The 21,825-nt window shown below is 73.1% G+C and carries 20 protein-coding genes; 1 reads left to right on the top strand and 19 read right to left on the bottom strand.

The annotated features are described in order from the left end of the window. Positions 1–41 precede the first annotated feature (41 nt). Both AB0B63_RS29840 and rpe read right to left on the bottom strand, forming a co-directional pair. A complete protein-coding gene (locus AB0B63_RS29840) occupies positions 42–1,001 on the bottom strand; it encodes a response regulator (protein WP_307799820.1) in 960 nt (319 codons plus the stop codon). A 1-nt stretch (position 1,002) separates the two neighbouring features. Next, the gene (rpe, locus tag AB0B63_RS29835) at positions 1,003–1,683 is read right to left on the bottom strand and encodes a ribulose-phosphate 3-epimerase (protein WP_208570173.1); all 681 of its coding nucleotides are present in this window, start codon (positions 1,681–1,683) and stop codon (positions 1,003–1,005) included. A 258-nt stretch (positions 1,684–1,941) separates the two neighbouring features. Here rpe and AB0B63_RS29830 point away from each other — a divergent pair, with 258 nt between their 5' ends. Beyond that, positions 1,942–2,832: a septum formation family protein gene (locus AB0B63_RS29830; RefSeq protein WP_208570172.1), complete on the top strand. Its 891-nt coding sequence runs from the start codon at positions 1,942–1,944 to the stop codon at positions 2,830–2,832. Between the two features lie 149 nt (positions 2,833–2,981). On the opposite strand, the gene AB0B63_RS29825 is transcribed toward AB0B63_RS29830, so the two are convergent. The 17 genes from AB0B63_RS29825 to carA all read right to left on the bottom strand — a co-directional run bounded on the left by AB0B63_RS29825 (position 2,982) and on the right by carA (position 21,659). Then, a complete protein-coding gene (locus AB0B63_RS29825) occupies positions 2,982–4,520 on the bottom strand; it encodes an RsmB/NOP family class I SAM-dependent RNA methyltransferase (RefSeq protein WP_357024792.1) in 1,539 nt (512 codons plus the stop codon). Further along, positions 4,517–5,443: a methionyl-tRNA formyltransferase gene (fmt, locus tag AB0B63_RS29820; RefSeq protein WP_208570170.1), complete on the bottom strand. Its 927-nt coding sequence runs from the start codon at positions 5,441–5,443 to the stop codon at positions 4,517–4,519. The genes AB0B63_RS29825 and fmt overlap by 4 nt, the downstream gene beginning before the upstream one ends. A gap of 7 nt (positions 5,444–5,450) precedes the next feature. Beyond that, the gene (gene def / locus AB0B63_RS29815) at positions 5,451–6,011 is read right to left on the bottom strand and encodes a peptide deformylase (RefSeq protein WP_208570169.1); all 561 of its coding nucleotides are present in this window, start codon (positions 6,009–6,011) and stop codon (positions 5,451–5,453) included. Between the two features lie 111 nt (positions 6,012–6,122). Next, positions 6,123–7,106: an AAA family ATPase gene (locus AB0B63_RS29810; protein WP_357024788.1), complete on the bottom strand. Its 984-nt coding sequence runs from the start codon at positions 7,104–7,106 to the stop codon at positions 6,123–6,125. 190 nt (positions 7,107–7,296) lie between these two features. Next, complete coding sequence (locus AB0B63_RS29805; RefSeq protein WP_307799817.1) at positions 7,297–9,252, bottom strand: primosomal protein N'; 1,956 nt, start codon at positions 9,250–9,252, stop codon at positions 7,297–7,299. Positions 9,253–9,311: 59 nt separating this feature from the next. Next, positions 9,312–10,505, bottom strand: a complete 1,194-nt coding sequence (gene metK, locus AB0B63_RS29800; protein ID WP_208570167.1) for a methionine adenosyltransferase — start codon at positions 10,503–10,505, stop codon at positions 9,312–9,314. 89 nt (positions 10,506–10,594) lie between these two features. Further along, the gene (gene coaBC / locus AB0B63_RS29795; RefSeq protein WP_357024785.1) at positions 10,595–11,803 is read right to left on the bottom strand and encodes a bifunctional phosphopantothenoylcysteine decarboxylase/phosphopantothenate--cysteine ligase CoaBC; all 1,209 of its coding nucleotides are present in this window, start codon (positions 11,801–11,803) and stop codon (positions 10,595–10,597) included. 14 nt (positions 11,804–11,817) lie between these two features. After that, complete coding sequence (gene rpoZ, locus AB0B63_RS29790) at positions 11,818–12,081, bottom strand: DNA-directed RNA polymerase subunit omega (protein WP_007075826.1); 264 nt, start codon at positions 12,079–12,081, stop codon at positions 11,818–11,820. Between the two features lie 160 nt (positions 12,082–12,241). Beyond that, positions 12,242–12,742, bottom strand: a complete 501-nt coding sequence (locus tag AB0B63_RS29785) for a guanylate kinase (protein ID WP_357024780.1) — start codon at positions 12,740–12,742, stop codon at positions 12,242–12,244. Between the two features lie 25 nt (positions 12,743–12,767). Then, the gene (gene mihF, locus AB0B63_RS29780; protein ID WP_067309448.1) at positions 12,768–13,085 is read right to left on the bottom strand and encodes an integration host factor, actinobacterial type; all 318 of its coding nucleotides are present in this window, start codon (positions 13,083–13,085) and stop codon (positions 12,768–12,770) included. A 174-nt stretch (positions 13,086–13,259) separates the two neighbouring features. After that, positions 13,260–14,099, bottom strand: coding sequence for an orotidine-5'-phosphate decarboxylase (gene pyrF, locus AB0B63_RS29775; RefSeq protein WP_357024776.1), 840 nt, complete (start codon positions 14,097–14,099; stop codon positions 13,260–13,262). A 75-nt stretch (positions 14,100–14,174) separates the two neighbouring features. Next, the gene (locus AB0B63_RS29770; RefSeq protein ID WP_357024773.1) at positions 14,175–15,449 is read right to left on the bottom strand and encodes an adenosylmethionine--8-amino-7-oxononanoate transaminase; all 1,275 of its coding nucleotides are present in this window, start codon (positions 15,447–15,449) and stop codon (positions 14,175–14,177) included. Further along, positions 15,446–15,652 (bottom strand): hypothetical protein, encoded by a 207-nt coding sequence (locus AB0B63_RS29765; RefSeq protein ID WP_357024770.1) that lies wholly within the window; start codon positions 15,650–15,652, stop codon positions 15,446–15,448. The genes AB0B63_RS29770 and AB0B63_RS29765 overlap by 4 nt, the downstream gene beginning before the upstream one ends. 104 nt (positions 15,653–15,756) lie before the next feature. After that, a complete protein-coding gene (locus tag AB0B63_RS29760; RefSeq protein WP_357024851.1) occupies positions 15,757–16,809 on the bottom strand; it encodes a quinone-dependent dihydroorotate dehydrogenase in 1,053 nt (350 codons plus the stop codon). After that, on the bottom strand, positions 16,806–16,940 hold the full coding sequence (locus AB0B63_RS29755; RefSeq protein ID WP_357024767.1) for a hypothetical protein: 135 nt from the start codon (positions 16,938–16,940) through the stop codon (positions 16,806–16,808). Before AB0B63_RS29755 ends, AB0B63_RS29760 begins: the two co-directional genes overlap by 4 nt. A gap of 92 nt (positions 16,941–17,032) precedes the next feature. Further along, the gene (gene carB, locus AB0B63_RS29750) at positions 17,033–20,461 is read right to left on the bottom strand and encodes a carbamoyl-phosphate synthase large subunit (RefSeq protein ID WP_357024764.1); all 3,429 of its coding nucleotides are present in this window, start codon (positions 20,459–20,461) and stop codon (positions 17,033–17,035) included. Next, entirely contained in the window at positions 20,454–21,659 is a 1,206-nt protein-coding gene (gene carA / locus AB0B63_RS29745) for a glutamine-hydrolyzing carbamoyl-phosphate synthase small subunit (RefSeq protein ID WP_208570160.1), read from the bottom strand. The genes carB and carA overlap by 8 nt, the downstream gene beginning before the upstream one ends. Positions 21,660–21,825 lie beyond the last annotated feature (166 nt).

Here is a 21,825-nt window from a genome sequence, read left to right as displayed (position 1 = left end):
ACACGTCACCCCGGGAGGTCCGCCACCTCCAGCGTGCTACTTCACACCCCGTCGGCGCGGCGGCGGTCCACCGCGACGTATGACCCCGGTTGGCTCTTGGCGACCGTTTTCATCTCACTGGCCACGGCGATCGCGTCCAGGGGGTCGGTGAAGCGTTTGCGGGCGTCCGAGAGCGAAACGCCGATCGACAGCGTGACCAGGGCGGCCCGCCGGATGTTGCCCCGACGGTCCTTCAGCTCGACGAAGCCGCGCTCCCGGTCCGTCGGGTCGTAGAGGGTGTCGGCGGACTTCTCGAAGTCGACCACGGCCCGGGAGGTCAGCGGGCGGATCTGCTCGGGGGCGCAGACGATCACGAAGTCGTCGCCGCCGACGTGACCGAGGAAGGCCGGCGGCAGCCCGATCGCCACCACCGCCCGGTGCAGGCTGCGGGCCAGCGCGGAGATGAACTCGTCGCCCCGGACGAAGCCGTACCGGTCGTTGACGCTCTTGAACCGGTCGATGTCGATGTAGCCGACGGCGTAGTCGACGCCGCTGCGGACCCGGTCGCTGATCTCCCGGCGGATGCGGCTGTTGCCGGGCAGGCCGGTCAGCGGGGAGACCTCGCGGAACTCCTTGTTGCGGCGCAGCGTGGAACTGACCCGGGCCACCAGCTCGGCGGTGTCGAACGGCTTGACCAGGTAGTCGTCGGCGCCGGCGCTGAGCCCGTGCACCTTGTCCACGGTCATGCCCTTGGCGGTCAGCATGATCACCGGCAGCGCCGAGGTGATCGGGTTGGCGCGCAGCCGGCGGGTCAGTTCCAGGCCGTCGATGCGCGGCATCATCAGGTCCACCACGGCCAGGTCCGGCTTGTGCTGCTCGATCATGTCGAGCGCCTCCTGGCCGTCCCCGGCATGCAGCACCTCGAAGCCGTGCAGCCGCAGGTTGAACTCGACGAAGCGGGCGATGTCCTCGTCGTCGTCGACGACCAGGATCACGTCGGGACGGTCGCCTGCGGGTTCCACCTCAGGCCCCGGGGGCAGCGCGCTCCGCGAGCCCGCGCAGGCGGCGGACCGCCTCGGCCGGGTCGGCCGCCCCGTACACGGCGGTGCCGGCCACGAAGGCGTCCGCGCCGGCCGCCGCGGCCTGCTCGATGGTGTCGGCGGCGATCCCGCCGTCGACCTCGATGCGCAGCTCCAGGTGGCCACTGTCGACGTGCCGCCGGGCCACCCGCACCTTGTCGAGCAGCTGCGGGATGAACCGTTGCCCGCCGAAACCGGCCTTGATCGTCATGATCAGCAGGGTGTCGAAGCTGGGCAGCAGGTCGAGGTACGGCTCGATCGGGGTGTCCCGGTCGATGGCCAACCCGGCCTTGGCCCCGGCCGAGCGCAGGTCCTTGGCCAGGGCCACCGGGTCGTCGCACGCCTCGGCGTGGAAGGTGACGTTGTACGCCCCGGCGTCGGCGTACCCGGGGGCCCACCGCCGCGGGTCGGTGATCATGAGGTGCACGTCGAAGGGGAGCCGGGTCACCGCCCGCAGGCTCTGCACCACGGGCAGGCCGATGGTCAGGTTGGGCACGAAGTGGTTGTCCATCACGTCGACGTGCAGCCAGTCCGCGGCGTCCTCGACGGCGCGGACTTCATCGGCGAGGCGGGCGAAATCGGCGGCGAGGATGCTGGGCGCGATGATCGACGGCGGTACGGTCACAGGGCAAGTGTACGAACGCGGCCATCCGCCGCGGACAGCACGGCACCATGAGCGACGCCCTGTGATCCAGGCGTGACCCATGGTGCAGCATCGGCTCCCGTCGGCGGGAGTACGGGACGAATGGCCGGTGGCGACTGGCCGAACGGCACCGAAATGACGACACTCCATCAGGGATGGTCACGTATGCTGCTCGCCCGTCGACGGGTGACGCCACATGGGGCACGGCGACGGACCGTCATGGCGCGGGAAGGGCGAAGGATGCGACGGTGGATCGTGGCGGTGGCGCTGGCCGGCGCGGTGACGGTGGCGCTCAGCGGCTGCGTGTCGCAGCACAGCGCCGACGGCGACCTGCTCGACGACTGGCCGGTGCTCCCGGTGGCCCAGTCGTTCGTGCCCGCCACCGACGCCTGCCTGCCCCGGATCACCCCCGTCGTGCAGGCCGGCACCTACGAGACGGTGGACTGTGCGCGCAGCCACCTGGCCGAGGCCGTCCACGTCGGTACCTTCACCGGCGCGGTGACCCGGGGTGAGCGGCCCGAGCCGGGCTCCGCCGCGCTGCGTCCCGCCCGCACCGAGTGCGACCAGCGGGCCCGGGCCGTGCTCGGCGGCGACTGGCACTCGGCCCGGCTCACGATGAACATCGCGCTGCCGTCCAACTCGGCGTGGAACAGCGGGGCCCGCTGGTTCCGGTGCGACCTCAGCGAGACCGACAGCATCGACAACACCCGGCCGGTCAACCGGGTCGGCAGCCTGCGCGGGGCGATGGTCGGTGACAACCCGCTCAGCCACCGCTGCTTCGATCCCAAGCTGATCGGCAACAACCTCAACTACATGGCCCCGGTGCTGTGCTCCGAGCCGCACCGCGCCGAGTTCGTCGGCGTCTACCTGGAACGCAGCGACCTGAGCTGGGCCGATTTCAGTCGCGCCAACCAGCGGGTGCACCGGCGGTGCATGGCGTTGATCGCCGGTTTCGCCGAGGTCCCCAACAACAGCGAGTTGCCGTACCGGGCCGGGTCGATCTTCTATCCGCCGTCGCAGCGTGAGTGGGAGGAGGGCGACCGCGGCATCCGCTGCTTCCTCTGGAGCGACGACCGCAAACTGACCCGCTCGATGCGCGGCGCCGGCCCCAAAGGCCTCCCCATCACCTAACCCCACCCCGCCCTCCCCGCCCCCACCCGAGTTGATCAAGAGGTTTACGTCAGGATCGCGCTGGCGGGTGACGTAAACCTCTTGATCACCGAGGTCAGGCGGGGGTGGTGAGGGTGGACGGGGGTGGGGTTTGGGGTTTCGGGGTGGGGTTAGTTGCGGCGGAGGACGGCCAGGAACATGGCGTCGGTGCCGTGGCGGTGAGGCCAGAGTTGGACGGTGGGGCCGTCGCCCAGGCCGGGCATGCCGGACGGGAGCAGGGTACGGGCGTCCACGAAGTCCGCCGGCACCCCGGCGCGACGGGCGGCCTCGGTGACCGTCACGTGCGTCTCCACGGTGTGCGGGGAACAGGTCACGTAGGCGACCAGACCACCCGGGCGGGTCGCCCGCAGCGCGGCGGCGAGCAGCTCCCGCTGCAACCGGGTCAACGGAGGCAGGTCCGACGGCTGCCGCCGCCAGCGCGACTCCGGCCGACGACGCAGCGAACCCAACCCGGTGCACGGGGCGTCGACCAGCACCCGGTCGAAGTGCCCCTCCGGCAGTTTCGGGTCCGCCCCGACGGTGCGCCCGTCGGTGTGCAGCACGTTCACCGGCAACCCCCGGGTGGCCTGTTCGACCAGCCGGGCCCGGTGCTCGGACACCTCGACCGCGGTCACCCGGGCACCCCGCTGCGCGGCGAGCGCACCGAGCAGCCCGGCCTTGCCGCCGGGGCCGGCGCACAGGTCCAGCCAGCGCCCGTCGGGGCCGTCCAGCGGGCCCGCCGCCAGCGCGTTCGCCACCAACTGGGAACCCTCGTCCTGCACGTGGGCCCGGCCGTCGGCCAGCGCCGGCAGGTCACCGGGGGCCCCACCGGCCAGGTAGACCGCGTACGGGGAGAACGCGCCCGGAGCGCCGCCGACCTCGTCGGCCAGCTCGACCGGGTCGGCCCGGCCGGGACGGGCACACAGGTGCACCGGCGGGCGCTCGTTGTCCTCGATCAGCAGCCGGGTGACCTCACCCAGGTCACCGTCGAGGGCGTCGGCGAAGGCCCGCACGATCCACTGCGGGTGGCTGTAGGTCACGGCCAGGTGGCCGATCGGGTCGGCCGTCGGGGACGGGGCGAGCTTGGTCACCCAGGCGTCGAGGTCCTGGCCGGCCACCTCGCGCAGCACCGCGTTGGCGAACCCGGTGGCGCCTTCCCCCACGGTGCGGACCAGGTCGACCGTGGACGACACGGCGGCGTGCGCCGGCACCCGGGTGTGCAGCAGCTGGTAGGCGCCGAGCCGCAGCGCGTCACGCACCGGCGGGTCGATCCGCTCGACGTCCCGGCCGGCCGCGGCGGTGAGGATGGTGTCCAGGGTGCCGAGCTGACGCAGCGTGCCGTAGGTCAGCTCGGTGGCGAAGGCGGCGTCCCGACCGGTCAGCCCCTGCTCGCGCAGGATCACCGGCAACACCAGGTTGGCGTACGCGTCGTCGCGGTGCACCGCCGCGACCGCCTGGTACGCCGCGTACCGGGGCAGGTCCACGGCCGGGCGGACCGGTCGGCCCGGCCGCCCGCCCCGCGTGTCGTCGCGGCCACCCCAGCCGCCGGTGCGGGCGGGGCGGTCCCCCCGGAAGCCGCCACCCGGCCGATCAGGTCGCCGGTCGTCGCCGCGTTGCTCACGTCGCCCGCCGTCGACAGGGCGCCCGGGTCGTTGCGTCGGCCCGGTCACGCGAGTTCCTCCCCGGCACCGGCCCGCACGCCGCGCGCCCAGTCGGCCGCCGGCATGGCCCGCTTGCCGGCTGCGCGCACCTCACCGAGTTGAACGGGTACGGTCGCCGTGCCGGCCAGCACGCGGGACTTCTCCACCAGCAGTTCTCCAGGCTTCAGTTCGGGGCCGTTGCCGACCGGGGTGACCGGGCCGAGCTTGACCCGCTCGCCCCGGAAGGTCGTCCACGGGCCGGGGGCCGGGGTGCAGGCGCGGATCCGACGGTCCACCGCGAAGGCGGGGTCGGTCCAGCGCACCCGGGCGTCGTCCACGGTCAGTTTCGGGGCCAGCGACACCCCGTCGGCGGGCTGCGGTTCGGCCCGGGCGGTGCCCGCCTCGATCGCGTCCAGGACGGCCACCAGCAGCCCGGCACCGGAGTGGGCGAGCCGCTCCAGCAGGTCGCCGGAGGTGTCGGTGGGGCGGATCTCGTCGGTGAGGGTGCCGTAGACCGGGCCGGTGTCCAGCCCCTGCTCCAGCTGGAAGACGCTGGCCCCGGTCAGCTCGTCGCCGTGCAGCACCGCGTGCTGCACGGGTGCCGCGCCCCGCCACGCGGGCAGCAGCGAGAAGTGCAGGTTGATCCAGCCGGACCGGGGGATCTCCAGCGCCGCCGGGGGCACCAGCGCGCCGTACGCGACGACCGGCACGCAGTCGGGTGCCAGCGCGCCGAGCCGGTCGAGGAACTCGGGCTCCCGGGGCCGGGCGGGGGTGAGCACCTCGACGCCGTGCTCGTCGGCCCAGGCGCCGACGGGTGAGCGGAGCACCCCCCGGCCCCGCCCGGCGGGGGCGTCGGGGCGGGTCACCACGGCCACCAGGTCGTGCCCGGAGGCGTGCACGGCGGCCAGGGCGGGGACGGCGACCGCCGGGGTGCCGGCGAAGATCAGACGCATCGGCGGGTCACCGGCCCAGACCGAAGGGGCCACCGGCGGCGTGCGGGCTGACCTTGACGGTGGGTGGGGCGGCGTCGTCGTACCAGTCGGCCTGGCGGATCGCCTTCATCGCCTCCTTGCGCCCGGCAGGGTCCAACCGGTCGAGGAAGAGCACCCCGTCGAGGTGGTCGGTCTCGTGCTGGACACAGCGCGCCATCAGCCCGGTGCCGACGATCTGCAACGGGTCGCCGTAGCCGTTGTAGCCCTTGGCGACGACGTTCTGCCGGCGCTTGGTGTCGAAGTAGAGCCCGGGGATGGACAGACAGCCCTCCGGGCCGTCCTGCTCCTCGGTGTCGGGGAACTCCAGCACCGGGTTGACCAGGTGGCCGAGCACGTCGTCCACCTCGAAGGTGAAGACCCGCAGGCCCACCCCGAGCTGGGGGGCGGCCAGCCCGGCGCCGCCACGGTCACGCATCGTGTCGGTGAGGTCGGCGATGAGCCTACGCAGCTCGACGTCGAAGTCGACGACCGGATCGGCCGGCGTGCGCAGCACCGGGTCCCCGAACAGACGGATGGGCTGGACGGTCACGCGGGGTGGCTCCTTCGTTGGACGGCGTGGTGCCGTACCAGTCTACGGAGTGCCGAGGTGGTGTCGGCCGGCGTACCGCGACGGGTCGGGATGGTGCCGCTGACGCCGACGTCAGGCGTTGGCGCCCGGTTCGCCGGCCAGCACCGCGTGGTCGCCGAGCAGGGCGTGCGCGGGCAGCGGGAGCCGGGTGCCGTGGGCGGCCTCCCAGTCGTGCACGAGGCTCGGGCGCACGTGGGCGGCGAAGTAGTCGACGGCGCTGGTCTGCCCGACGACCGGCTCGTCCACCTCGGCGACCAGTTGCGCCGGCACCAGGGAGAACCCGTTGCGTAGGGCGGCGCTGAGCCGACGGTGCCCGTCGACGACGAAGAAGTAATCGCCGGTGAAGCCGATCCGCAGCGGTTCGAGCGCCTCGTCGCCGGCCGCCGCGAGCCCGCCGACGAACTCGGACCCGTCGAGCCCGCGCAGGGTGGCGACGTCCTCGGTCGGGTAGACCCGGGCCGGGTCCAGCAGCAGCAGCGGCGGGGCGTCACGCAGCACGTCGGCACCGAGGCGACCCTCGTACACGTCGACGATGTGGGTGATGACCTCCTCGGCGGAGGCGCGGGTCGTGTCGCAGACCAGGTCGTAGTTGCGCAGCCGGGCCTTGTCGACGCCGTAACGCAGGATGAACCGGTTACGCTCGCTCTCGCTGCGTTCGCGCAGCTTGGCCTCCGCCTCGTCCAGCGAGGTGTAGCTCTCCGCCGGGCCGGAGGGGCGCAGCAGCACCCGGCGGGCCGCCTCGGCCGGCTCGGTGATCATGTGCACCTTGAGCGCGTGGGTGAAGAAGTGCCAGGCCAGCCGGGAATCCATCACCAGCGACTCGCCGGACGCGGCGATGTCGCGTTGGAGCTGGTCGACGTAGCCGTCGACGGCCTGGTCCAGCTCGGCGTGCAGGTTGAGCTGGAGGGCGGTCATCTGCCGCTCCTGCGCCATCTGCCGGTAGAGGTCACCGACGCTGACCCGGCGCAGGCCCAACCGCTGGGCGATCTCGACGGAGACGGTGCTCTTGCCGCTGCCGAGGTCACCGTTGAAGACGATCGACTGACGAACGGTCACGACTGACCCACCCCTGCTCACCGGCTGCTTGACTTCATCGATCCGGCGTCGGCCCGACGCGTTTGCGCCTTCGTCGCGCCATCGTGCGCCCGGGTATGACGGGCGATGCTATCACGCGGCCCGTCGCCTCCCGCCGCACGCGGTGTGCGACGGACAACTGGCCAGGTGCACTCCAAAGCTGACTGGTGACTCAGAAAAGGCTGAGCGGGTCGACCTGGAGGCGGACCGGGTCGGCGGCCCGGCGGGCGCTGCGTACCCCGGCGGCGGTGTGCAGCGCCTCGGCCAGCGCGGCGGCCCGGGACCGGGGCACCCGGACCAGCATCCGCTCCCGGTCCTGATCGGCCGGGACCGGGCCGAGCACCTCCGCCCCGTCGGGCAGCCGGGCCTGCGCCAGCAGGTCGGCCACCGCGTCCGCGCCGCCGGTGACGCTGGCCATCTTCACCGCCGGGGGGAAACCCAGCTCCCGACGCTCGGCCAGCTCCCGGGCGGCGAACCAGCCCGGGTCCCACCGCAGCAACGCCTGCACCGGGGCGAGCGCGCCGTCGGCGACCACCACCACCTTGCCACCGGCCGGGGCGGGCCGGGCCAGGGCGGCGGCGGACAGCCACCGGCGCAGCGTCTCCTCGCCGGCCCGCAGATCGGCCCGGGTGAGCAGGGCCCAGGAGTCCAGCAGCAGGACCGCGCCGTACCCACCCTCGGCCACCGGCTCGGCGCCGGGGGTGGCGACGACCAGGCTCGCGCCGGCCGGGACGTCGGTCAGCACCTCGTCGCGGCCCGAGGTGCGCACCGGCACCCCGGGAAAGGCCCGGCCCAGCTCCTCGGCGGTCCGCCGGGCCCCGGTGACCGCCGCCCGCAGCCGTCGCCCCCCGCACTGCGGGCAGGCGTACGCGGCGGCGACCCGGCCGCACCAGCGGCAGGCCGGCGGGGCGTCGGCGGCGCGCAACGCCAGCGGGCCGGCGCAGTGCGGGCAGCGCGCCGGGGTCCGGCAGTCGGCGCAGGAGACCGACGGCAGGTAGCCCCGGCGGGGCACCTGGACCAGCACCGGCGCGTCCGCGCGCAGGGTGTCCCGGGCGGTGGTCCAGGCCAGGCTGGGCAGCCGGGCCGTCGCCGCGCCCGGGTCGCGGGCCAGCTGCGGGTCGTCCCCGGTCGGGGCGATCGCCGGGGTACGCGCCCGCAGCGTCGCCCGGTCCGCCACCACCTCACGGGCCCACCCGGTCTCCACCAGCAGCTGCCCCTCGGCGGTCCGGGTCCAGCCACCGACCAGCGCGGCGGCCTCGCCGAGCCGGGCCCGGGTGAGCAGCACCTCCCGGGCATGCGGGTAGGGGGCGCGCGGCTCGGCGTGCAGATCGTCACCGTCGTCCCAGATCGCCACCAGACCCAGCCGGTCGACGGGGGCGAACATGGCGGCCCGGGTGCCGATCACCACCGGCACGTCGCCCCGCCGGACGGCCAGAAAGGCCCGGTAGCGGCGGGCCGGGCCGAGCGCGGCGGAGAGGGTCACGTGCCGCCCCGGGCCGAGCAGCGCGGTCAACGCCGCGTCGAGCCGGTCGAGGTCCCGGGCGTCGGCGACCACCACCAGGGCGCCCCGGCCACCGGCGAGGGTGGCGGCGACCGCGTCGGCGTACCGGGCCGCCCAGTCCTCCCCGGCCAGCGCCGACCACACGGCCCGGGGGGCCCGCCCGTCGGCGAGCGCCGTCAGGTAGGCCGGGCCGGCCGGGTAGTCCCGCCACCCGCGCGGGTCGGGTACCGCCCGCCGCCGCGCCGCCGCGCCGCCGCCAGGAACGGGAACTGTCGGATCGGCGACAGGCGGCTCGGGGGCGGTGCGGGGTTCCTTCTCGACCCGGGCGTGCCGGGGCGGCACGGCCAGCCGGAGCACGTCGGCGAGGTTGCCGGCGTACCGGTCGGCGACCGCCCGGGCCAGCCGGGCCACCTCGGCGGCCAGCACCGGCTCCGCGGAGACCACCTTCTCCAGGTAGGCCAACCTGCCGCCGTGCGCCGAGGCGTCGACCCGCTCCAGCAGCCACCCGTCGACCAGCTGACCGGCGAAGCGCACCTTGACCCGCACCCCGGGGACCGCGTCGGCGGCCAGGCCGGCGGGGACCAGATAGTCGAAGGGCCGGTCGAGGTGCGGCAGCGGGACGTCCACGCAAACCCGCGCGACCGGCGACCCGTCCGCGGGTCGCCGGTCGCTGGGCGTGGTGCCGGTCAGGCGCCCGCTACCGACTTCAGGTCGGCGGCCCGGTCGGTGCTCTCCCAGCTCAGCTCCGGCAGCTCCCGGCCGAAGTGGCCGTAGGCGGCGGTCTGCCGGTAGATCGGGCGGAGCAGGTTGAGGTCCCGGATGATGGCGGCCGGCCGCAGGTCGAAGACCTCACCGACCGCCTTCTCGATCGCGGCCACCGGCACCGTCTCGGTGCCGAAGGTCTCGATGAACAGGCTGACCGGGTGGGCCTTGCCGATCGCGTACGCGACCTGCGCCTCACAGCGCTCGGCCAGGCCGGCGGCGACGACGTTCTTGGCCACCCAACGCATCGCGTACGCGGCCGAGCGGTCCACCTTGGACGGGTCCTTGCCGGAGAACGCACCACCACCGTGCCGGGCGTACCCGCCGTAGGTGTCGACGATGATCTTCCGACCCGTCAGGCCGGCGTCACCCATCGGGCCACCGATCTCGAACCGGCCGGTCGGGTTGACCAGCAGCCGGTAGCCCTCGGTGTCCAGGCCCAGGTTCTGCAGCTCCGGGGCGATGACGTGGTCGCGCACGTCCGGGGTGAGCAGCGAGTCCAGCGAGATGTCGGCGGCGTGCTGGCTGGACACCACGACGGTGTTCAGCCGGACCGGACGCAGCCCCTCGTACTCGATGGTGACCTGGGTCTTGCCGTCCGGCCGCAGGTAGGGGATGGTCCCGTCCTTGCGCACCGCGGACAGCCGCTGGGCCAGCCGGTGTGCCAGCGCGATCGGCAGGGGCATCAGCTCCGGCGTCTCGGAGCAGGCGAAGCCGAACATCATGCCCTGGTCGCCGGCGCCCTGCGCGTCCAGCGCGCTCTCCGAGGCCCCGGTGCGCAGCTCGAAGGCGTTGTCGACGCCCTGCGCGATGTCGGGCGACTGGGCGCCGATGGAGACGCTGACGCCGCAGGAGGCGCCGTCGAAGCCCTTCTTCGACGAGTCGTAGCCGATACCGAGGATCGTCTCGCGGACGATGGTCGGAATGTCGGCGTAGGCCTTGGTGGTCACCTCACCGGCGACGTGGACCTGACCGGTGGTGATCAGGGTCTCGACCGCCACCCGGCTGTGCGGGTCCTGGGTCAGCAGGGCGTCGAGGATCCCGTCGCTGATCTGGTCGGCGATCTTGTCCGGGTGGCCTTCCGTGACCGATTCGGACGTGAAGAGGCGGCGTGTCACGGCACTCCTAAGCTCTTTAGATAATCGTTGCGCAGCAGTCTAGTCACCCTCACGTACCGCTCACGACCCGGCGAGTCGGCATCCACCGTTCAGGACCGGGCGGGCCACCGGGCGAGCACGAGGTCCCAGACGCGGTCGGCCAGATCCTCCTTGGCCTGCTCAGGCAGGCGGTGCACGGCACCGTCGGCGCCGATCACGGTGGCCGCGTTGGTCTCGGCCCCGAAGACCTTGTCGACGCCGACCTCGTTGACGACGACGAGGTCGGCGCGTTTGCGGGCGAGTTTGGCCCGGCCGTTGGCCTCGGCGTCACCGGTCTCGGCGGCGAACACCACCAGCACCTGCTCCGGACGACGAGTTCGACCCAGCTCCGCGGCGATGTCCGGGTTGGTGACGAGGGCGATGGTCGGCGTGCTGCCGTCGTCCGACTTCTTGATCTTGCCGGGCGCGTACGTCGCCGGACGGAAGTCGGCCGGCGCCGCCGCCATCACCACCGCATCGGCGTCGACGGCGGCGGCCAGGGTCGCCGTGCGCAACTCCTCGGTGGTGCCCACCCGGACCAGGTCGACCCCGGCCGGATCGGGCAGGGCGACGTTGGCGGCGATCAGGGTGACCCGGGCGCCCCGGGCGACGGCCGCGCGGGCGAAGGCGTACCCCTGCTTGCCGGAGGAACGGTTGCCGAGGAAGCGGACCGGGTCGAGGGGCTCCCGGGTGCCGCCGGCGGTGACCACCAGGTGTCGACCGGCCAGGTCGGCGGGGGCGTCGACGCCCCGGGCGAGGGCCCGGCGGGCGACCGCGAAGATCTCGGCCGGGTCGGGCAGCCGGCCCTTGCCGCTGTCCGCCCCGGTGAGCCGGCCCACGGCGGGCTCGATCACCCGCACCCCCCGGGACCGCAGGGTGGCCACGTTGGCGACGGTGGCCGGGTGTTCCCACATCTCGGTGTGCATCGCCGGGGCGAGCACCACCGGGCAGCGGGCGGTGAGCAGGGTGTTGGTGAGCAGGTCGTCGGCGAGGCCGTGGGCGGCCCGGGCGAGCAGGTCCGCCGTGGCCGGCGCGACCACCACCAGGTCGGCCCGCTGGCCGAGCCGGACGTGCGGGACCTCGTGCACCTCGGCCCAGACGTCGTCGGCGACCGGCTGGCCGGACAGCGCCGCCCAGGTCGGCGCCCCGACGAAGCGGAGCGCCGACGCGGTCGGCACGACCCGGACCCGGTGACCCGACTCCGTGAAGAGCCGCAGCAGCTCACACGCCTTGTAGGCGGCGATGCCACCGCCGACTCCGAGCACGATCTCGGCGGACATCGGGGGTACGGGGGTTACGGCTGGTCGGTCGGCTCGGCGGTGAGCAGGCCCGCGTTGATCTCGCGCATGGCGATGGAGAGCGGCTTCTCCTGCGGGGTGGTCTCCACGAGCGGGCCGACGTACTCGAGCAGGCCCTCACCGAGCTGGCTGTAGTAGGCGTTGACCTGACGCGCACGCTTGGCAGCGAAGATCACCAGCGCGTACTTCGAGGTGGTCTTCTCGAGCAGCTCGTCGATCGGCGGGTTGGTGATGCCCTCGGGGTTGGCGATGGATCCCACGAAATACCTCTGCGTCTGAAAGGTGTCCGCGCGGACGCGGCTGGTCGCTCGCCGCGCGGAGGCGGCTGGTCGCTCGACCGCGGCTGGTCACTCGAACACTGCTGGTTGCTCGAACACTGCTGGTCGCTCGAACACGGTCTGCGGTCGGACGGGAGCCAGATTAGGACGAACCGAGCAAGCTTACCAGCTCAGCGGCAGCACGCTCGGTGTGGTCGTGGTGGACGGTGCGCTCGACGAGGGCCGCCAGGGCCGGGTCCGCGCGGTGTCCGGGCGGGAGCAGCAGCACCAGCCGGGCCGATGGCAGGGCCTCGGTCACCACGAGCGCCCCGGGCGGGTCCAACGGGAGCAGCACCGGCCACCCCCGGGTCAGTCGGTCGATCAGCGGGGCACGCGCGGTGCCCCGCCGGTACGGCCCGGCCCGGGACCACTCCAGCAATTCGCCCGCGGCGATCATCCGATCGAACTCGGCCGGCTCCCGGAAGAGCCGGTCGACGCCGTCGGACTCGCCGGGGCGACGTGCCCGGGTGGTCACCGGGACCGGCACCCACACGGCGGGAGAACGTGCCCGGACCGCTCCGACCACACCGCCCCGACCGGCACCCGAAGGTCCGGTCAGGACGGTGAGCCGCGCCGCCGGGCACGCCTCGTCAACCGTGCTCACCGCTTGTTTCTACCTGCTGCGGCGATCAGTTGGCGGCGAACTCTCCAAGCAGCGCCTTACGCTGCTGCTCGCCCAGACCACGCAGACGGCGGCTGTCGGCGATCTTGAGCTTCTCCATGATCTGGGTGGCCCGGATCTTTCCGATACCCGGCATCGCCTGCAGCACGGCCGACACCTTGAGCTTGCCGACGACGTCGTCGGACTCGGCTCGCGCAAGGACGGCGGCCAGGGTGGTCTTGCCCTGCTTGAGCTGCTCCTTCAGCTCAGCACGGGCCTTGCGGATCTCCGCGGCCTTTTCCAGCGCGGCAGCGCGCTGCTCGGGGGTCAGTGACGGGAGCGGCACCAGTTCTCCTCAGGTCCCTATCGCGACGGGCGGAACGCACCGTCGCTCTGTGAAACGTGGTGTCGCTGAAAACCAAAGGGGTCCGTGGTTCCCAGCGCGGGGAAAACTAGCGTTCGGCGGAGCTTTCGGCAACGTGGACGCGCGATGATCAACGTAAAGTGACCGAGCCGTCAGTCAGTGTCGGGCAGCCAGGATGTGCCGGCAGTCGGCCACCGCCCGGTCCGCGGCGGCCCGCAACGCGTCGGCGTCCGGGCCCGCGTTGAGCACCTCCCGGGAGTACGACGGCAGCACTGCGGACAGGCTCGAACCGAACACGGTGGGTAGGTCTGCGGCCGTCGCACCCTGGGCACCGAGCCCCGGCGCGAGCAGTGGGCCATTGACCCGGGACAGGTCGTGACCGGTGTCGCCGATGGTCGCGCCGACCACCAACCCGATGCTGCCGAGCGGTTCCACACCCCTGTTGAGCTGCGAAATCTCATCGATAACAAGCTGCGCGACCGTCCGCCCACCGGCCGTGACGGCACGCTGCACCTGAGCCCCCTCGGGGTTGGAGGTGAGCGCTAACACGAACACTCCGCCACCGTGCGCGACGGCCGACTCGAACATCGGGGCCAGCGAACCTACTCCCAGGTAGGGGCTCGCCGTGACCGCGTCGACATACAGCGGGCTGGATGGATCAAGGTACGCGGAGGCGTACGCGGCGACGGTCGAACCGATGTCGCCACGCTTGACGTCGAGGAGAACGAGCGCGCCAGCTTCGCGCAACTGTCGGATAGTTGACTCAAGAATCGCCACTCCGCGGCTCCCGAATCGCTCGAAGAAGGCCGACTGAGGCTTGATCACCGCAACCCGGTCACCGAGCGCTTCCGCGACGGTCCGGGCGAACCGCTCCAAGCCGTCAACGTCGTCCGGCAGCCCCCAGCGGGCCAGCAGCCCGGGATGCGGGTCGATGCCCACGCACAGCGGCCCACGCTCCGCCACCGCCCGGTGCAATCGAAATCCGAAGGTCTCCATCGATGCTCCTCTCGTCTGCTCCTGCGTTCACCGCGAGCGGCGGTCGCCACCGCGGCGTCGGACCCGGCCGGCCGGTCAGCCGGCCGCCACCGCGGCGGTCATCCCGGCCGCGATCCGGGCCACGTCGTCCTCCCCGGTCACATACGGCGGCATGGCGTAGACCAGATCGCGGAAGGGGCGCAGCCACACGCCCCGGGCCACCGCGGCGGCCGTCGCCGCCGCCACGTCCACCTCGTGATCCAACTGCACCACGCCGATCGCACCCAACACCCGCACGTCCACCACCCCTGGCGTCCCGCGCAACGGCTCCAGGCCGGCCCGCAGCCCCGCACCCACCCGGGCCACCCCGGCGACCCAGTCACCGGCCCGCAACAGCCCCAGGGAGGCGTTGGCGACCGCACACGCCAACGGGTTGCCCATGAACGTCGGGCCGTGTGCCAACACCCCGTCGGCGGAGATCCCCCAGGCCACCTCCGGCGTGCACAGCGCCGCCGCGAGGGTCAGGTAGCCCCCGGTGAGCGCCTTGCCCACGCAGAGCACGTCCGGGGTCACCCCGGCGTGCCCGGCGGCGAACATCCGCCCGGTCCGGCCGAACCCGGTGGCGATCTCGTCGAAGATCAGCAGCACCCCGTGCGCCCGGGTCACCTCGCGCAACACCCGCAGGTACCCCGGGTGGTGGAAGCGCATCCCGCCGGCCCCCTGCACCACCGGCTCGACGATCACCGCGGCCAACTCGTCGGCGTGCCGGGCGACCGCGTCGGTCAGCGCCGTCACGTACGCCGGGTCGGGCGGGTCGGCGAAGCCACCGGGCGGCACCGGGGCGAAGACCTGCCGGGGCAGCACGTCGCCCCACAGGTGGTGCATCCCACCCTCGGGATCGCACACACTCATCGGGTGGAAGGTGTCCCCGTGATAACCGCCCCGCCAGGTGGCCAGCCGACGGCGCTGCGGCCGGCCGGTGGCCCGCTGATACTGCAGGCACATCTTGATCGCCACCTCGACCGACACCGAGCCCGAGTCGGCCAGGAAGACGTGTTCCAGGCCGTCCGGGGCCAACTCGACGAGCGTCTCGGCCAGCCGGACCGCCGGCTCGTGGGTGAGCCCACCGAACATCACGTGACTCATCCGGCCGAGCTGGTCGGTGACCGCCGCGTCCAGCACCGGATGCCGGTAACCGTGGATCGCCGCCCACCACGACGACATCCCGTCGACCAGCTCCCGGCCGTCGGCCAGCCGCAGCCGGACACCCTCGGCGCTGTGCACCACGTAGGGCGGGTGAGCCGGCGGCAGCGCCGCGTACGGGTGCCAGACACGGGCCCGGTCGACGGCCAGGATCTGCTCGGGCGTCACGCGCGTTCCTCCGTACCCTCGTCAGCCGCCGCACCACCGGCGGCCTGCGCTGCTCTGCTGCCCTGACGGCGACGGCGGCGGGTCTGGACCTGCCGCGCGGTGGCCCCGACGGCCACGCCCCGCCCCGGCTGCGCGGCGACAGGGACGGCGATGCCCCCGGACCGCCGCAGGGCTGCGGCGGCGGCGACCCGCGGGGGTGTCACGCGCCCGCGCCCGTGGCGGCGCGCGGCGGCCCGGCCGGGGTCGGATCCGCTCCCGGGCGGCACCACGGCGGGCACGACCGGATACACCGGACGCGCCCGCCGGATCACCGGCCGCTCACCGCCGGATCACCCGTCGGCACCCCGGACCCGGTCGAGACGCGGGCGGCGGCCCGGACCAGAGCCGGGCCCCGGTAGATGAAACCGGTGTAGAGCTGCACCAGACTGGCACCGGCGTCGAACATCCGGGCCGCGTCGTCCGGGTCGAGGATGCCACCGACGCCGATCACCGGGAGCCGACCGCCGGTCTCCCGGTGGACGAAGGCGACCATCTCCCGGGCCCGTCCGGTCAGCGGACGACCGGACAGGCCGCCGGCCTGCGCGCCACGTTCCGCGTCGGCGGGGGCGAGACCGGCCCGGTCCAGGGTGGTGTTGGTGGCGATCACACCGGCCGCACCCCGGGCCAGGCAGACCTCCAACAGCTCGGCCACGGCCGGCTCGGTGAGGTCCGGGGCGATCTTCACCAGGACGGGCTTCTCCCCCACCAGAGCGGTCAGCAGGGCATCCAGGTGTGCCTTGTCCTGCAACGACCGCAAACCCGGGGTGTTCGGGGAGGAGACGTTGACCGCGAAGTAGTCGCCGTGCCCCCGCAACGCCCGGTAGGAGGCGAGGTAGTCCTCGACCGCCTCGTCCAGCGGGGTCACCTTGGACTTGCCGAGCGAGATGCCCAGCGGCACCCCGAGCGGGCGGGGCAGCGCGGCCAGCCGGTCGGCCAGGGCCTGCGCGCCGGCGTTGTTGAAGCCCATCCGGTTGATCACGGCCGCGCTGTCGGGCAGCCGGAACAGCCGGGGCCGGGGATTGCCCGGCTGGGCGTGCGCGGTGACCGTGCCCACCTCGACGAAGCCGAACCCCAGCGCCGGCCAGGCCGGCAGGGCCACCCCGTTCTTGTCCATCCCCGCCGCCAGGCCCACCGGGTTGGGGAACTCCACCCCGAACACCGTCCGGGGTGCCCGGTGCAGGTTGCGGGCCCGCAGCAGGGCCAGCGCCGCCGGCCGCCGCGACAGGGTCGCCAACCGCCGCAACGTCCACTCGTGCGCCGCCTCGGCGTCCCCGCCCCCGATCCGGAACAGGGCCCTCCGGACCCCCTTCTCGAACATCACCACGCCCCGGCCCCCCAACCGACACTCCCCCGGCCGGCGCCCTCGTCGGTGGCGCTCCCCCGGCCGGCGCCCTCGTGGGTGACGCCCTCGTCGGTGGCGCCCTCGTCGGTGGCGCCCTCGTCGGTGATCAAGAGGTTTGCGTCACCACAACCGCCGTCCGGTGACCGAAACCTCTTGATCACCGGCCTGAGCGGGGAGCGCGGGCCGAGCGGGGGGTGGGGGGTCATTGGGCGGCCCGGAGGGCGGCGTGGAGTTCCTGGAGGGGGCGTACCCGCATGTCGCCCCGGATGCGGGCCTCGATGCCCATCACCGCCGCAGCCACCCCCGGCACGGTGGTGATGCACGGGATGTCGGCCGTGACGGCGGCGCTACGGATCTCGTAGCCGTCCGAGCGGGCGCTCGCGCCGGAGCCCTGCGGGGTGTTCACCACCAGGGCCACGTCACCGGCGAGGATCATCGACACCGCGTCCGCGCCCTCGCCCGCCTGGTAGTGCTTGCGGATCTGCTCACAGGCGATGCCGTGCCGGCGCAGCAGCTCGGCGGTACCCGTGGTGGCGACGATCTCGAAGCCCAGGTCGGCCAGCCGCTTGACCGGGAAGATCATGGCCCGCTTGTCCCGGTTGGCCACCGAGACGAAGATCCTCCCGGTGGTCGGCAGCGAGCCGTACGCGGCGGACTGGCTCTTGGCGAAGGCGTGCCCGAAGCTGGTGTCGATGCCCATCACCTCGCCGGTGGACTTCATCTCCGGGCCGAGCAACGAGTCGACACCCTTGCCGGCCGGGGTGCGGAACCGCTTGAACGGCAGCACCGCCTCCTTGACCGCGATCGGGGCGTCGGGCGGCAGCACCCCACCGTCGCCGGTCGCCGGGAGCAGTCCTTCGGCGCGCAGCTCGGCGATGGTCGCGCCGAGGGCGATCCGGGCCGCCGCCTTCGCCAACGGCACGGCGGTGGCCTTGGAGACGAACGGGACGGTACGCGAGGCCCGCGGGTTCGCCTCCAACACGTAGAGCATGTCGTCCTTGAGGGCGTACTGGACGTTGAGCAGGCCACGTACCCCCACCCCCCGGGCGATCGCCTCGGTGTAGCGGCGTACCTCGGTCAGGTGCGAACCGGCCAGCGTGATCGGCGGCAGCGCGCACGACGAGTCGCCGGAGTGGATGCCGGCCTCCTCGATGTGCTCCATCACGCCGCCCAGGTAGACCTCACCGTCGGCGTCGCAGAGCGCATCCACGTCGATCTCGATGGCGTCGTCGAGGAACCGGTCGACCAGCACCGGGTGGTCCGGGGAGATGTCGGTGGCCCGCCCGATGTAGTCGCGCAGCGTGGCGTCGTCGTAGACGATCTCCATGCCCCGCCCGCCGAGCACGTACGACGGGCGGACCAGCACCGGGTAGCCGATCTCGTCGGCGATCGCCTTCGCCTCGTCGTACGAGGTGGCCATGCCGTGTGCCGGGGCACGCAGGCCGGCCCGGGCCAGCACCAGGCCGAACGCGCCGCGCTCCTCGGCCAGGTGGATCGACTCCGGGGAGGTGCCGACCACCGGCACCCCGGCGTCCTTGAGCCGCTGCGCCAGCCCCAGCGGGGTCTGCCCGCCGAGCTGCACGACCACCCCGACCACGCCGGGGCCGCCGGCCGCCTTGCCGGAGGAGTCCTCGGCGTGCCACACCTCCAGCACGTCCTCGAAGGTTAGCGGCTCGAAGTAGAGCCGGTCGGCGGTGTCGTAGTCGGTGGACACCGTCTCCGGGTTGCAGTTGACCATGACGGTCTCGTAGCCGCCGGCACCGGACCCACCGCCGGAGCCGGACCCACCGCCGGCACCCGACCCGGCACCGGAACCGTCCGGGCCGGGCAGCGGGGCGGCGCGCAGCGCCTGGACGGCGTGCACGCAGGAGTAGTCGAACTCGATGCCCTGCCCGATCCGGTTCGGCCCCGACCCGAGGATCAGCACCTTCGGCCGGCCCGACGGGGCGACCTCGGTCTCCTCGTCGTACGTCGAGTAGTGGTACGGGGTGGTCGCCTCGAACTCGGCGGCGCAGGTGTCCACCGTCTTGTAGACCGGGCGCACGTCGAGCCGGTGCCGCAGGGTGCGCACGCCGTCCTCGGCGGCCAACTCCGGGCGCAGCGCGGCGAGCTGCCGGTCGGACAACCCGGCCCGCTTGGCCCGGCGCAGCAGGTCGGCGTCGAGCACCGGGGCGGCCACGATCTCGGTCCGCAGCTCGACCAGGCTGACGATCTGGTCCAGGAACCACGGGTCGATACCGCCGGACGCCGCCGCGACCTCGGCGACCGACGCGCCCAGCCGCAGCGCCCGCTCGACGGTGTAGAGCCGCCCGTCGTGCGGCGTCCCCAGCGCCGCGAGGGTGTTCTCCCGCGTCGCCCCCTGCGGGTCCGGGGTGGTCCAGAAACCCGACGACTTGGTTTCCATCGAGCGCATCGCCTTGTTGAGCGCCTCGGTGAAGTTACGGCCCAGGCTCATCGCCTCGCCGACCGACTTCATCGTGGTGGTCAGCTCCGGGTCCGCGCCGGGGAACTTCTCAAACGCGAACCGGGGGATCTTCACCACCACGTAGTCCAGCGTCGGCTCGAACGCGGCCGGGGTCTTCAACGTGATGTCGTTGGGAATCTCGTCGAGGGTGTAGCCGATGGCCAGCTTCGCGGCGATCTTGGCGATCGGGAAGCCGGTGGCCTTCGACGCCAGCGCCGACGACCGGGACACCCGGGGGTTCATCTCGATCACCACGATCCGGCCGTCGGCCGGGTTGACCGCGAACTGGATGTTGCAGCCGCCGGTGTCCACCCCGACCTCGCGCAGCACCGCGATGCCCAGGTCACGCAGGTTCTGGTACTCCCGGTCGGTGAGCGTCATCGCCGGGGCGACGGTGACGCTGTCGCCGGTGTGCACGCCCATCGGGTCGATGTTCTCGATCGAGCAGACCACCACCACGTTGTCGTGCCGGTCGCGCATCAGCTCCAGCTCGTACTCCTTCCAGCCGAGCACGCTCTCCTCGATGAGCACCTCGTGCACGGGGCTGGCGGCCAGGCCGGACCCGGCGATGCGCTCCAGGTCCTCGTCGGTGTGCGCCATGCCGGAACCCAGGCCGCCCATGGTGAACGACGGCCGGATCACCACCGGCAGGCCCAGCTCCGCGACGGTCTCCCGGACCTCGTCCATCGAGTGGCAGACCCGCGACCGGGGCACCAGGCCGGCCGGGTCGGCCAGCCCCAGCCGTACGCCGGCCTTGGCGACGATCTCCTTGAACAGCTGGCGGTCCTCACCCCGGTTGATCGCCTCGATGTTCGCGCCGATCAGCTCGACGCCGTACTTGTCGAGGACGCCCGCCGCGTGCAGGGCGACCGCGGTGTTCAACGCCGTCTGCCCGCCCAGGGTCGGCAGCAGCGCGTCGGGGCGCTCCTTGGCGATGACCAGCTCGACGAACTCCGGGGTGATCGGCTCGACGTAGGTGGCGTCGGCGAACTCCGGGTCGGTCATGATGGTCGCCGGGTTGGAGTTGACCAGGCTGACCCGGATCCCCTCGCTGCGCAGCACCCGGCAGGCCTGGGTGCCGGAGTAGTCGAACTCGCAGGCCTGACCGATCACGATCGGCCCGGAGCCGATCACCAGGATGTGCTTGAGATCGTCGCGCTTAGGCATTCGTGCGCCCCTCGCTGTGGTTCCGGCCCGCACCGGGCTGCCCGTCGGGGCCACGGCCCTCGATCAGCTCGGCGAAGCGGTCGAAGAGGTAGTCGGCGTCGTGCGGACCGGCTGCCGCCTCCGGGTGGTACTGGACGGTGAAGGCGGGCACGTCCACGGCCCGCAGCCCCTCGACGACGTTGTCGTTGAGGCAGACGTGCGACACCTGCACGCCACCGAACTCGGTCTCGATGACCTCGTCGGGGACGACCGCGCCGGCCGCCGCCCCGGGCTCGCGGCCCGGCCAGGCCACCGCGAAGCCGTGGTTGTGGCTGGTCACCTCGACCTTGCCGGTGGCCCGGTCGAGCACCGGCTGGTTGATGCCCCGGTGGCCGTAGCCCAGCTTGTAGGTGCCGAAGCCGAGCGCCCGGCCGAGGATCTGGCTGCCGAAGCAGATGCCGAACAGCGGGATCCGCCGGCTCAGCACCTCCCGGGCCAGCGTCACCGGCCCGTCGGCGGTGGCCGGGTCACCCGGGCCGGGCGAGAAGAAGACCGCGTCCGCGCCGGTGGCCAGCAGGTCGTCGATGCTGGAGTTGGCGGGCAGCACGTGGGTGGTGACCCCCCGGGCGGCCAGCCGCCGCGGCACGTTGCGCTTGATGCCCAGGTCCAGCGCGGCGACGGTGTAGCGGTGCTCACCCTCGGCCTCGACCACGTACGGGGTGGCGGTGCTCACCTCGGCGGAGAGGTCCGCGCCGACCATCTGCGGGGACTGCCGGACCCGCTCCAGCAGGGCGCGCGGGTCGTCCTCGACGCTGGAGATGCCGACCCGCATCGCACCACGTTCGCGCAGGTGCCGGGTGAGCGCCCGGGTGTCCACCCCGGCGATGCCGACCACACCCTCGACGCCGAGCCGGTCCTCCAGCCCGCCGGTGGCCCGCCAGTTGGAACCGATCCGGGCCGGGTCGCGCACCACGTACCCGGCGACCCAGATCCGGTCGGACTCGTCGTCCTCGCCGTTGACCCCGGTGTTGCCGATGTGCGGGGCGGTCTGCACCACCACCTGCCGGTGGTAGGACGGGTCGGTCAGGGTCTCCTGGTAACCGGTCATCCCGGTGTTGAAGACCGCCTCGCCGAAGGTCTCCCCGACACTGCCGTACGACTCACCGTGGAAGGTGCGCCCGTCCTCCAGGACCAGGATCGCCGATCTGCGCCTACCCATCACACGTCACCTCCGATCCGGACTGCGGGACTCCGCTTCGCTACGTTCCTCGCTCGGATCACGCGCCCACCTCCGATCCGGACTGCGGGACTCCGCTTCGCTACGTTCCTCGCTCGGATCACGCGCCCACCTCCGATCCGGACTGCGGGACTCCGCTTCGCTACGT

This window comes from Micromonospora sp. NPDC049081 (assembly GCF_040648835.1).
In the GTDB taxonomy this organism is placed as follows: Bacteria; Actinomycetota; Actinomycetes; order Mycobacteriales; family Micromonosporaceae; genus Micromonospora; species Micromonospora antibiotica.
The sequence above is the reverse complement of the archived record's forward strand: the minus strand, read 5'-3'. Positions and strand labels throughout refer to the sequence as shown.